The following is a 13453-nucleotide window of genomic DNA, read 5'->3' on the forward strand; positions in this document are numbered from 1 at the left end:
ACAGGTGGATCTCTACGCCGTGAAGGTGGCTCTATTTTTCCGTGAACATGGCTCTATTTTGCCGACATACTGGCTCTCCAAGAGCGAAATATTCACTTGCGCGACTGGATATTGAAACGTAAGGCAGGTAGCGATGGTCGTATTAGCGACACCGATGCGCTTAGTACATATATTGGGACAATCATTCCACGTCGGGAAGATAAGGGACGATTGGAAGACGAAGCACGTTCTAACGGTGAAACTCGTCAATTCTTGACGCGAGTAGAGGTTAGCTTTAATTCTAAAGCCAACTACTACACCTTTGAGATACCTGCTCTCGGTTTTACACATAATCAAACGATAGTAGAGGACTATGTTTGGGACAGGATAAAAGATGAGTTGATTGGTGAAGCCGGCGGTTGGGGTTTAGTCAAACTCGGTTATATGCCACCCGAAGGCAACAAGAAAAATGGATGTTTCACGCTCCTCGACTACAAGAATTTCTGCCCATACGAAGTTAACCTTGATGCATATCGAGAGGCTCGTACTCATTTTACTGTCGAAGAATGGATGGACATCATCCTCGGTGCGATTGACTATAATCCCGATGGATACGCAACTCGTGGATTGTTTGACACCGAAATATGGGAAGCAAAACATACAATGCTTACGCGACTATTGCCATTCGTCGAACCTCGTGTGAATTTAGTTGAGCTTGCTCCGCAACAGACTGGCAAATCCTATATTTTTGGTAAGATCGGCAAGTATGGTCATATCGCTGGGGGTGGCAGCCTTAGTCGCGCCAAGTTGTTTTATGACATTGCTTCAAAGCGTTTTGGTATCATTTCTTCGAACGACTTTGTTGCAGTTGACGAGATTAAATCAATTAAGTTTTCCGACAACAAAGAAATGCAAGGTATTCTAAAAGGTTATATGGAAGATGGTTACGTTAATGTAGGTGGTGTTAAAGTCGAGGGTGATGCAGGAATAATCTTGCTCGGCAACATTGATGTGAATGATATGGATGGATCGAAGGATATGTTTCGAGAGTTGCCAGAAGTATTCCGTGACGCGGCTCTAATTGAGCGCGTTAATGGGTTTATCCTCGGTCGAAAGATACCATCGCTGACAAATGCAATGATTATCAACGACTGGGCGTTGAACACTGAGTATTTCACAGAAATAATGCACTTACTCCGCGCTCCAGCTGAAACACTCCGCTATCTTGGTCTGGTTGAGCAATTAGTATGGACAAAGCATGACGTTGACAAACGTGAAAAGGACTCGGTGTTTAGGCTTTGCACCGCCTACCTTAAATTGTTCTTCCCACACGCTGACAAGGAACTTATAAAAGACAGTCGGTTTCGTTCTGATTTTGTGAAATACTGTCTGCAGCCCGCAAAGCGTATGAGAGAGACTGTTCTGATGCAGATGAAGATTATAGATCCCTCGCAATTCAGTAAACGATTCATGTCAACCTATAAGTTGAGAGAAGATGACGTATGAAAAAAGACAAAGCTATCAGATGCTATCTGTGTGACAAAGAACTCGATAAAATAGCAACTGCCCTTAACAAGAAACTAATCGGCAAAAATATTGCACGATACTATTGCCTTTCCTGCCTAGCAAATTATCTTGATGTAACTGAGGAGGATTTGCTTGCCAAAGCCGAGGAGTTCAAATCACAAGGCTGTAAACTCTTTCAAGTGGGGTGAAGCCGTAATTTATGCCGATAACGCCGCTACAACGAGAATATCTGATACGGCTTTTGAAAAAATGCTTCCATTTCTGCGGGAGCAATACGGAAACGCCTCCAGTCCGTATTCGCTCGGGGCTAAGGCAAAACGTGCTATTGAACAGGCGCGTGAACAAATAGCTATGGCTATCGGAGCGGAAACTGGTGAAATCACGTTCACTTCAGGTGGTTCGGAAGCGAATAGTTGGCTGCTACAGGGTATCTCAAAGTTGTTTAGTGGCGAGTCTATCCACATCATAACCTCTTCAATAGAACACCACTCCGTTTTGAATGCTTGTCACTCTCTGGAGGCGGTGGGCATAGAGGTTACATATTTGCACGTGAATACTAGCGGTCAGGTTGAATGCGAAGCACTTAAAGCCGCAGTTCGCCCAAATACAAAACTCGTCTCGATAATGCTTGCCAATAACGAAATTGGGACGATTCAGCCTATTGCGGAAATCGGTACATATCTTCGTAGCAAAGGTATTCTGTTTCATACAGATGCAGTCCAAGCCGTCGGGCATATTCCACTTGATGTAAATGAGTTGTACGTTGACTTTCTGTCAGCTTCCGCTCATAAGTTTAACGGAGCAAAAGGCACAGGGTTTCTTTATAAGCGAGCGAGCATTAAATTGCCCTCATTGGTCTTTGGCGGTGAGCAGGAACACGGTGAACGTGCCGGAACGGAAAATGTTGCTGGAATTGTTGCCATGGGCTTTGCGTTGGAAGAAAACATAGCCGAAATGCCGGAAACGAACGAACGGCTTTCCGCATTGGTTCAATCGACCATCGAGGGTTTACAAAAAGCAATCCCCGGCATTCAAATCAATGGTGATGGTGTAGAACGCCTGGCGGGTATGGTCAACATAACATTTCCTCATGCTTCTGGTGAAGCAATGATGCTCTTGTTGGATTTGAAAGGAATATGTGTATCCACCAGTTCCGCATGCAATTCCGGCAAAGATGAACCGTCGCATGTTCTGCTTGCATTGGGGCTTTCAGAGAAACAGGCGAAGTCGTCAATTCGAATTTCATATGGAAAATATAACACGCCTGATGAAGTGGAGAAAATCATCATTGCTATTACTGATGCCTATACAAAAATCATAGCGAATCATTAACACAAAGGAGCATTTCTGAGGGCTTCGAAGACGAAGTTCCTGATTCGTACCGCAGCGCTGTTTATGACGTGAAGAAGAAAACGCAAAGGGCGATTTTGGTACGAACCACGACCCAACTCGCTTGAACAAGCGCTGGTTTGAGATAGCGATTGGCTTTTTGAATCGCTAAACATCATGGGGAGGAGCATGATCCGCAGCTTGTCCTGAGCGTCAAGACGCTGATGACGCCGGATTTTTGTGTTCCATTTTATGTATGCAGAGGAAATAGCATAAACAGCGAAAAAGTAAAAATCGACCCGAAAAACGGCGCACAAAGTTTTTCCCACCCTCGTAAGCATAACGCGATGAGAGGTGATCCCCATTGGGGCATAATATCCTTAATAGCAAAACACTACGAAGGAGGAGACCAATGATCATCACCACAACCCCAACCATCGAAGGGCGCCCTGTCCGAGAATACCTGGGCGTGGTCGCTGGCGAAGCGATCATGGGCGCCAACGTCGTCCGAGACTTCTTTGCCAGCATCACCGACATTGTCGGTGGCCGCTCTGGTGCTTACGAAGGTAAGCTTAGTGAAGCACGAGCCATCGCCCTTCAGGAGATGCAAGATCGCGCCAGGCAACTCGGCGCCGATGCCGTCATCGGCATCGATGTGGACTATGAAGTCATCCGTGAAGGTATGTTAATGGTCGCAGCCAGTGGAACCGCCGTAAAACTAAGCTAGCTAAACGATTAAGAGAAACACCATCGATGATAAAGTTTGAAAAACTATCCTTGATGGTGTTTTCCTTTTATCCTTTTATCAAAAAGCGCAGCGCCGAAAATCACTGCATTCAGTTGGACCAAAATAAAGCCCCCCGGCGTCACCGTTACAGAAAGAAGGAACCCAAAATGATTCGAAACCGCCAACTACTTCCCCTAATACTAAGCCTCGCATTGCTTTTCCCGATCAGTGTCGCTGCCGCGACCGATGCAGTGCCCCTGACGCCGCCGACCACCCCAACTCCCGCCCCATCCATTCAACGAATCCCGCTAACCCCGGCCATGATCCATGATGAGGTCATCGCCTTTTACAGCACCAACTATATTACCAGGGCAACAGCCCTTGTCGATGAGCAAACGAAAGTGCCGGTCACCCCATCCGATAAACTCACCCAAACCTTCACCAGCAAAAACTGGGTACCGACGATGCAAAAGCCCTATCTGCCGATCGCCGCCTATATCGATTTGGGGACAACCTATAAAATCACGCACATCGCTTACTATGATGCCAACGGCACACCGACAATTGAGTTTTACCAAGGCGCGCCTTTTGCCTGGCAGAAGATCTTCAGCACCGTGCTCAATACCTATAACACATGGAAAGTTCGTCCTGTCGATGTGGAAACCCGCTACCTGCGCATCATGAGCCCCGACTCCTGCGATTCCGGGATCAAAGAGATCGCCCTTTACGGTTATCAAACCGGCCCCGATCCGGTACCTGCCGGGGAGCCGACGGGAACCAAGCCCAACTTCGGCATCACCGCCGATCAAGCCATCGGCATCAATGCCTTTATCGACGATCCGCTCGACAAGATGAAAGTAGCCGGCCATATCCGCGAGTATCACAACTGGAGTTGGACAGGCCCCGCTGCAGATCAGGACATGTTCAATCCCAGTGCCGCCGGCAAATGGGATTTTGACAGCTATTACAAAAAGCTAAAAGACGCCGGGATCGAAGTGATTCCTTGCATCCAAGGCAACGCCAATTGGATTCTAGGTGCAGGACAAACCTTCTCATCGAAAAACAACAAACCACTTCCACCGGATCGCAATGCCGAAGTGGCTTCGTCCTATCGTGAACATGCGGCTCACCTGTATCAATATGCTGCCCGCTATGGCACCCAGCCTGTCGACAGTTCCCGCCTCACCTTGGCAGACGATCAAGTGAAAAAATCCGGCTTAGGCTTGTTGAAGTACTACGAAAACAACAATGAGCCCGATAAGACCTGGGAAGGGCGATCGAGCTACTTCTCGCCCTACGAATTCGCCGCCATGTGCAGTGCCGATTATGATGGCCACGAGGGAACCATGGGTCCTAACATCGGCATTAAAAATGCCGATCCCCAGGCCAAACTCGTCATGGGCGGTTTGGCCGGCATCGACGATAAAATCGAATACCTGGAGCTGATGAAGTTCTGGTTTGAACATAACCGCAAGGATCGTAAATTCGCACCGGATGTGCTCAACCTCCACTACTACACCGGCAAAGAAAGCCCGGAAAAAGGCAAACTCAAAAACAAAGTAGCCCAAATTGTGCAATGGCGCAATCAAAACCTTCCCGATAAAGAAGTTTGGCTGACCGAATTTGGCTGGGACACGAACAGCCATTCACCGCTGGCCGCACCATCACCGGACGTGCAAGGACAGTGGCTCGTGCGCGGTTACTTGGCCACGTTGGCCGCCGGCGTTGATCGGGCCACCATGTATATGATCCGCGATGTGGCCTCCTGGTCAGGAGAAAAATACGCTTCTTCCGGTCTAGTGGGACAAAAATATGATTGGACACCGAAACCGTCTTGGTATTACGTCTATACGATGAAAAATACCTTGAAAGGCATGGTCTTTGATCGCGCGATCAAGGAGTCGGAAAATCTTTATATCTATAAGTTTGTTTCTGGCGATTCCGGATCTTCTACCACTTCTGGATCTTCTGCCGGTACCGGCTCTCCCAAGGAATGTTATGTGCTTTGGTGTCCTACGTCGGACGGAACCAAACTAGATAATTATCGATTGTCCGTTGGCACCAACAAAAAAGCCTATACCGTCACCTTGGAAGAGGGCTTTACGGAAGGTATCAAAGCCAGCGTGCCCGTTGATCAGGGCAATGTGCTGCTCAACGTGACGGAAAAACCGCTTTTCCTGATGGTCACCGGTCAAGATGCCCCGGAGATGGAACCTACATCGGTCAAAATCCCCATCGACAATGCCCGGATGTACAGCAATAACCCCCAAGCCTTAGTGCAGTTTAAGCGTCTTGCCGATGAGCAAAGCAAAGCGCCGCAAGGACCGGCAGCCATCTTGCGGAAAACCTTCACCACCCAGTTTGACGATATCTGGCCGCTTCGTCTCTTCCCGCTTTCCGCGTATGTGGACTTGGGAAGACCCTACCGGATCACCCATATTGGCTTTTACGACTCAACCGGCCGAGGGTTGATTAAATTCTACAAAGGCGCCCCGCAACGGTGGGATCCAACGCCCGATTTAGTGTATGACCTCTATTTTTATAATCAATGGGTTGTTAAAGAAGCCGGATTTACGACAAGATATTTGAATATCGAGAAGTATGGCAATGAAGATCTCTATGAAATTGCACTTTATGGTTACCCGGTCGATGAAGAGCCGGTGATCACAGAGCCGGACAGCCCGCCACCGATTACACCATAAGATCAAAAATTCCTTGCTAAGTAGGCCAAATGTAACACCACCGATGGAAAGTTTACCCAACTATCCTCGATGGTGTTTTCCTTTTATCCCCCCGCCGGCCGCTGCGACTGTCCCTGCGTTCCAAAGCGCCGCAAGTGCGCGTGAATATCCACCTCCACCTCGGCCGCTTGAAACATCTCGCGCCAAGGCAGACTGTTAAAAGCAGACGATGTCCAGGAGCGCCATTGCAAAGAGCGAACAAAATTGAAGGGATCCGCCGGAATCCGCTGCATCCGCTCGATCAACTGATGCGTTTGTTGACTCAGCGCTTGGCTGATCATCGCTTCCGTTTCCAGAAAGCCTGCTTCATCCACCGTGGCTGACTGCACCGGTACTTCCATCAAGACGCCGTCCAGTTCGCCCTTAATGCGAATTTGCATGGGCTGGCGGTTGGCATCGACTTCGACCCGGACAGGGCGAGAACGGTTAAGAATAACTGATACATAGCTTCCCGGGACACGGCTGTCAGGAAAACTCCAAATCCCTGTGTTATAGGTATCGCGCAAGATCGAATAAATACGCATCTCGTCGCCGCTGAGATAGGTGACCAGTTTCCCTTGGACGAGGACACCGGCACCGATCAGATCGAGGGGATTGCCACCGGAACGATTCATTTCACCAGGCTTGGTATTGACGATGTTTGGGGAAGTTTCAATCGAACGCAACAAATCGGCTGTTGGTTTTGGCACAACCTTCGGCCCTTTTTTTTCTTCAGCGACCTGGGGATTGAGGCTTAACACCGGAATTACACTGTCGGTGTGAGGCGTCTCGATGGCATTGGATAGTTGTAAAAGTGTAGCTGAAGGGGAGAAATTCAAGTCTTGCTGGATGAGCGAAAGATTTTCCACAAGTCGGGACAGGCTCGCTTCCAGCACGGGCGTTGTCAGCAACAACGTCTCCCGGGCCATTGCTCCTTTGAACAGGGTAATAAATAAGGTTTTCCGAAATTCCCGATAGCGATTGAACGTATCGATGACCGAATGCAGCCCGTCCCGGGCGATGGCTTCACTGATGACGAGCGAGCGGCACTGCACATAAGAAGTACGGCGCTCGGCCTGGCTGTTGATCATGGACAACGCTTCCGGCAGGCTTTCGCCGACGGCGGTGAGCACTTTGCCGACCTGCGGCGGGCCACCGGTACTGTCTTTTCTCGTACTGGCCATCGCTGAAGGAACAGCAATCAGGGCCGTAACGATATATTCGTTCTTCGGCCCTCGATCGATGCCGAGAGTGATAATAAACGCTCGTTGTTCCAATTCGCTTTTGTCACTGCAGCCGCTCGCGATGATGATGCTAATCAGCAGGAGTAGCAGCAAGATCAGCCGTGCGTAGGTTGTTTGCCTCATGGTTGCTCCCCCTTGTGATTGCGGGCGATGGGGCGGCTATCAAGCTTACGGACGCATAAACAAGGTAATAGCCGGTGCCAATATCGTGATCAAAGCAAGAAAGTAGCTGTAATAGGCTGCCAAACGCTGCTTTTGGCCGGAAAGCCAGCGGCCATAGCTGATCGTGTAAAGGGCAATCAACAAGGGAGCAAGTAAGCCCAGATAGATCATCGTTATTCCCCCCAAAAAGTAACCGTTGGAGCAACGGGTTCTCCATGCGTGCCGATGCGGCGCAAGTGAGCATGAATGGTGACGTTCACTTCTGCTGTCTGAAACATCTCGCGCCAAGGCAAACGTTCAAAGGCACTTAACGTCCAAGTGCGCCACTGCAACGGACGAACCAAATCAAAAGGGTCCGCCGGGATGCTTTGCATGCGTTCAATCAACTGGAGCGCTTGTTGGCTTAAGGATTGACTGATCAGCGCTTCCATTTCTTGAAGGCCCGCTTCGTTGATGGTATTTAAATAGGCCGGTACTTCCATGAGTACGCCCTCAACTTCGCTGGCCATCTGAATGCGGATGGGTTGAACGCTCGTATCCACTTTTATCTGCATGGGTGTAGAATGCATGAGGACGACCGATACATATTTACCAGGGGCGCGGCTGTCGGGAAACTTCCAGATACCCGTTTGATAGGTATTGCGCAAGATCGAAGCGATACGCGATTCCTCGCCGCTGAGGTAGACGGCCAGTTTTCCTTGGACAAGGACACCGGCGCCGATTAGGTCGGCTGGGGTGCCTCCTGATCGATTCATTTCTCCCGGCTGCGTATTGACGATGTTAGGTGTAGATTCCACGGACTCGATAAAATCAACAGATGGTTTGGGGCGGAGCATCGTCCCTTTTTTTTCTTCAAGTACTTGGGGATTGATGCTTATTACCGGAATCAGGCTGTCCCGATGGGATGCGGCCAGGGCATTCGAGAGTTGCAAGAGATTCGCATAGGGAGCAAAATTGCTTTCTCTTTCCACATCAGCGATGCTTTCGACGAGTCGAGCGATACCCATCTCAAGTATCGGCATGTCCAATAATAACATTTCACGAGCAGGCGATCCTTTGATTAAGGAAATCGCGATCGTCTTTCGGAACTCACGATAGCGATTAAACGTATCGATGATCGTCTGCAAGCCGTCGTGGGCGATCGCCTCACTGATGAGGATGGAGCGACACTGCACATAGGAAGCACGCCGTTCAGCTTGGCTGTTAAGCAAAGACAACGCTTCCGGCACGCTGCGGCCGACGGCCGTCAGTACTTTACTGCTTTCTTCTGGGGATCCCGCATGGGTTTTACTGCTTGCCGCTGCCGGCACACCGACACGCCCCGTAAGGATGTATTCATTTTGATTTCCCCGATCAATGGCCATATCCAGGACAAATGCTCGTTGTTCTAATTCGCTTTTGTCGCTGCAGCCGCCGGTGACGGCGGCACAAATTAGCAGGATCAAGATGCCACAGGCGTAGCTTATTTTGCCGATAGCTGCTCACCTTCTCGCGGTAATTCGCTTTTGTTTTTGGTTTTACGCCAGTGAAGCAGGATCAAGCTGATCAAGATGAGCACAAAGACTGGAGCCATGGCATTGCGTAAGTAATTCCATTCCCAGTGTAAAGCGACCAGATAATTGACCGGTATGAAAGCAACCGTATAAATGAGGACTGCCATGGGCCATATATAGGGCCGGTAATAAGGTGCGCCGATACCGTGACTGAAGCAGGCGGCCGCCGCATAAAGACTAAGCATCACCTTGAGCAGCGAGAGGATCACCCAGACGACGACGAAGAGAACCTCCAATCGTTGGAAGAATCGGCCGATGGAGATGTTTCGGGCCAATTGAAATAAGGGAAAGGCGATATCCGAAGAAGCCTCGGCTGGAAAATTCATGCCGAAGGCGAGCAATCCGAGGCTGTACATAAAAACCACGAAACCTAAGCCGTACCAGGTGCTCATCCGGCAGTGTGACAATTGGCGAAAAAAAGGAAAAAGTACGGGGATGATCAGGATGTCCAGTAAGGTCGGTGTGCGCAAGAAGCTGCGCCAGAGCAAGAGATCGATACCGGGGCCAAGTAAGGGTGCAATATAGACCGGGGTGGCCGTCCGCAACGAAGCGGCAATCATAATTAGGAAAATACCAAGGTTCAGAGGCATAAGCACCCAATTAGTACGGCTGATGATCTGCGGACCTTGGAGGGCACCGATAATGCCGGCCAGCAGTAACGGAAGAATCGTGACCGATGGTTGGCTGGTAGCGAGCATGGAAACATTGATCATGACGGAAAATTGTCGTAGGAAGAGACCGGTGAAGATCACAAAAAAAACGCAAAAAAACAAGCCGGCCAATGGCTGTGCCCAGGGTCCCCATAAGCGTCCGATGATCTGAACCAAGCTTTGATCGGGATAGTTTTTATACAAATGAACGATCATCCAGAGAACGGGGATAAGAAAAAGAAAAATGATGAACGGCATCAGCCACAGGGCACTGCCACCGTCAGTCGCATAAAGACGGGGAAGGCCAAGAAAGATGGCCGGAGAAAAATAGGCTGCGATTAAAAAGAAGCTTTCCAACTGACCAAAATGGACTTGTTTTATGAAGAAGGCCCTCCTCTCCGATGCCATGCTCGCCGTGAAGCAGGACGCCAATGGCGCAGGAGACCGGCTTGACGGATACTGTCGAGGGGACGAAATTCGTCGGGGCGAAAGCGTTGCTGAGCAATATCACCGCGCCAAAGCAGATCGTCCCGCAGGGAACGGTACGGCGTCAGCGGTGCAAGCAGCGGTACGCCTAGGGATGTCAACTGGCATAAGTGCAGCGCAACAAGGGTTATCGTAATCGCAATGCCATACATACCGAGCACAGCACCGGCACCGATGAAGATCAGGCGGAAGAGGCGAATCGTGATCACCAATTCATAAGTGGGTAAGGAGTAGTTGGCCAACGCGGCCAGGGCCATAATCACCACCAGCACCGGTGAGACCAGGCCCGCTTCCACGGCAGCTTGACCGATGATGATGGCGCCGACGATACCGATGGTTGGGCCGATCTGGTTCGGTACGCGCAGGCCCGACTCACGAACCAGTTCCAGTGCGAATTCCAAGAAGATCACTTCGAGTAATAAGGGAAACGGTACCCGTTCGCGGGCCGCCGCCGTGGCCAGCATCAGGTCGGCCGGGAGCATTTCCGGGTGATAGGTGGTGATGGCGATATCGAAAGCCGGCAGAAGCATGCAAAAGGCGATGGCGGCCAGACGGATAAAACGGGCGAAGGTGCTGTAGGGCCAGCGCAGGTACATGTCTTCCGGTGATTGGATCAAGGTCCAGATGGTCGTCGGCGCCACTAACGCGTAGGGACTACGATCGAGCAGGATGGCCACCGTGCCGTCGGTCAGCCCGGCGACGACACGATCTGGCCGTTCCGTCAGCAGAAACTGAGGAATGAGCGAATTGGGGTGATCTTCGAGATACTGCTGCAGTAAGCCCGTATCATGGATCGCGTCAATATCGATGCTGTTCAACCGGCGGCGCAGTTCGATGACCAGTTGCGGATTGGTCAGACCGGCGATATAGGTGATCGTGTAACGGGTGTGCGACAGGCGGCCGATTTGCCCTGTTTCCGTGATCAATCGTGATGAGCGTAAGCGGGCGCGCAGTAACCCCACGTTTTTGTCGAGGCCTTCGACAAAAGCTTCGTGGGGTCCCCGGGCGACATTTTCGGTGATTGGTTTCCCGACAGGGCGACCGTTGTCCGCTACGATAGCTAGGCTCAACGCGTGCGGTTCGCCGTTGATGAACAGTAACAGCTTGCCGCCCGATAATGCTTGGATGGCCGCCGGTTTGCTATGAATCAGTTCATGCTCACTGGGCGAGAGCGAGATCTGTGCGGCGATCCAATGGACGAGCGAGGGGGAATCATGGACGTGCTGCGTCCGATGGCTGGCATGGAGCAGCGGTTTGATCAACATCTCACTGAGATTGTAGCTATCGGCCAAACTTTGATAGTAGATGAGTAGCACTTCCACCGGTTGAGGTAGCGTTAAGGTAAAAGGACGTACGATCAAATCGCCGTCAATGTGCGTCCACAACTCCTCTTTTATCCATGCTTCTACAGCATCAAGCGTGAGGGGGAGCGGTGGTTCCTGAGGGGATGGCTGCTCTTGTGTGGAGCGCTGCTTTGGTGCGGGGCGCTGCTTTGGTGCGGAGCGGGATGTTGACGGCTCCGGAACTTGCCCTGTTTTTTTCTCCCTGTCCGGTGATGGTGATTTTGAGTTGGCAAGATAAAACGGTTGCCACGTACCTGGCGCTTGCTGCAGGCCATCATCGGTTACTTCCGTCGGGTCAAGAGTGAAAGGCCTTTCCGGAGGTGGGTGAAATGAAAAAAAATGCTTGAGCCGTTGCCAAGGTAACCATGGCATGGTCGTCGCCATCCTTCCGAGGGAATTTGCCGCTGTAAAGGGAGAAGTTACGTCTAGTCTTTGCGTGATGTTGTCTTGATTATTCAGCATAGAAAAAGCCCCACACCGGTACCGGTGTGAGGCTTTGGCGGATTTTTGCTTTTTGCTTTGATGCGACGGTTTGATGCAATGAATGAAATAAGGGAAACGTTGGGCTTAGCCGTTGCGGCGTTGGAAATCTTTCATGAAGTCGGCAAGGGCTTGGCAGCCGGCCAGGGGCATTGCATTATAGGTGGAAGCGCGCATGCCGCCGACGGAACGGTGGCCTTTTAAGCCGATCATGCCTTGCTTGGTCGCTTCGGCGTTGAAGGCTTTTTCCAGCTCTTCGCTGGGCAGGCGGAAGGTGATGTTCATGCGCGAACGGCTGTTCTTTTCGGCATGGCCTGTATAGAAACCGCTGCTTTGGTCGATGGCATCATAGATCAGGGCGGCTTTGGCTTCATTGTGTTGGCCGATGGCAGTCAGACCGCCTTGGGCTTTGAGCCAGCGCAGCACCAGGTTGACCATATAGACCGAGAAGGTCGGTGGCGTATTATAAAGGGAGTTGTTTTTGGCATGAATGTCATAGCGGAGCATAGAGGGCAGGGACTTTGGTGCTTGATCGATCATCGATTGACGGATGATCACGACGGTGACGCCGGAAGGGCCGAGGTTCTTTTGGGCGCCGGCGTAGATCAGCGAGAACTTGGAAGCGTCAAAGGGATGCGACAGAATATCGCTGGACATATCGGCAATCAGCGGTACGTCGCCAAAGCCGGGGAACTCTTGCCACTGGGTGCCGAAGATCGTGTTGTTTGAGGTTAAATGGACATAAGCCGGCGCTTCGCTCAACTTGATTTCATTAAATTCCGGAATACGTACATAGTTACCTTCTTGCGTACTGGCGGCTACATGAACTTGACCGAATTTAACAGCTTCTTTTTGAGCTTTTTCCGACCAAGCACCGGTCAGGATGTAGTCGGCTGTTTTTTCCGGCGTCAGGAAATTCATTGGTATCATCGTGAACTGGGTGCTGGCACCGCCTTGCAAGAAAAGTACGCGATAGTCATCGCCGAGGTTGAGCAATTCTTTCAACGAGGCTTCTGCTTCGGCATTGATCGCTTCATATTCTTTGGCGCGGTGACTGATCTCCATGACTGACATGCCGGTGCCTTGATAGTTGAGCAGTTCCTCTTGGGCTTGCTGGAGAACTTCCAAAGGCAGTGTAGAGGGGCCGGCATTAAAGTTGTATACGCGATTCGTCATGATTGAACATCATCTCCTTGATTTTTTTACGATTGGAATGAGCAAAAACCAGTATTCCAATTATAGCTTGTTCCGGC

Annotated in this window: 10 protein-coding genes; 4 read left to right on the forward strand and 6 right to left on the reverse strand. The window is 50.6% G+C overall.

The genetic code is table 11. The features are described 5' to 3' along the window. The first annotated feature begins 96 nt into the window (after positions 1-96). The 4 genes from EDD73_RS12210 (at position 97) to EDD73_RS12230 (ending at position 6264) form a co-directional block, all read left to right on the forward strand. Positions 97-1485: a BREX system Lon protease-like protein BrxL gene (locus EDD73_RS12210; protein ID WP_243116917.1), complete on the forward strand. Its 1389-nt coding sequence runs from the start codon at positions 97-99 to the stop codon at positions 1483-1485. A 153-nt stretch (positions 1486-1638) separates the two neighbouring features. Next, complete coding sequence (locus EDD73_RS12220) at positions 1639-2838, forward strand: cysteine desulfurase family protein (protein WP_131920363.1); 1200 nt, start codon at positions 1639-1641, stop codon at positions 2836-2838. 409 nt (positions 2839-3247) lie between these two features. Continuing rightward, positions 3248-3562: a YbjQ family protein gene (locus EDD73_RS12225; protein ID WP_131920365.1), complete on the forward strand. Its 315-nt coding sequence runs from the start codon at positions 3248-3250 to the stop codon at positions 3560-3562. A 167-nt stretch (positions 3563-3729) separates the two neighbouring features. Beyond that, positions 3730-6264, forward strand: coding sequence for a hypothetical protein (locus EDD73_RS12230; protein ID WP_131920368.1), 2535 nt, complete (start codon positions 3730-3732; stop codon positions 6262-6264). Positions 6265-6347: 83 nt separating this feature from the next. On the opposite strand, the gene EDD73_RS12235 is transcribed toward EDD73_RS12230, so the two are convergent. The 6 genes from EDD73_RS12235 to serC all read right to left on the reverse strand — a co-directional run bounded on the left by EDD73_RS12235 (position 6348) and on the right by serC (position 13376). After that, a complete protein-coding gene (locus EDD73_RS12235) occupies positions 6348-7649 on the reverse strand; it encodes a Ger(x)C family spore germination protein (RefSeq protein ID WP_131920370.1) in 1302 nt (433 codons plus the stop codon). 45 nt (positions 7650-7694) lie between these two features. After that, entirely contained in the window at positions 7695-7859 is a 165-nt protein-coding gene (locus EDD73_RS14945) for a hypothetical protein (protein ID WP_165876499.1), read from the reverse strand. Between the two features lie 2 nt (positions 7860-7861). Then, the gene (locus EDD73_RS12240) at positions 7862-9133 is read right to left on the reverse strand and encodes a Ger(x)C family spore germination protein (protein WP_165876500.1); all 1272 of its coding nucleotides are present in this window, start codon (positions 9131-9133) and stop codon (positions 7862-7864) included. 17 nt (positions 9134-9150) lie between these two features. Next, entirely contained in the window at positions 9151-10248 is a 1098-nt protein-coding gene (locus tag EDD73_RS12245; protein ID WP_165876501.1) for a GerAB/ArcD/ProY family transporter, read from the reverse strand. A 20-nt stretch (positions 10249-10268) separates the two neighbouring features. Next, complete coding sequence (locus tag EDD73_RS12250; protein ID WP_165876502.1) at positions 10269-12092, reverse strand: spore germination protein; 1824 nt, start codon at positions 12090-12092, stop codon at positions 10269-10271. Between the two features lie 195 nt (positions 12093-12287). Further along, positions 12288-13376 (reverse strand): 3-phosphoserine/phosphohydroxythreonine transaminase, encoded by a 1089-nt coding sequence (gene serC / locus EDD73_RS12255; protein ID WP_131920379.1) that lies wholly within the window; start codon positions 13374-13376, stop codon positions 12288-12290. Between the last annotated feature and the right edge of the window lie 77 nt (positions 13377-13453).

The sequence above is a fragment of the Heliophilum fasciatum genome (genome assembly GCF_004341395.1).
Lineage (GTDB): Bacteria > Bacillota > Desulfitobacteriia > Heliobacteriales > Heliobacteriaceae > Heliophilum > Heliophilum fasciatum.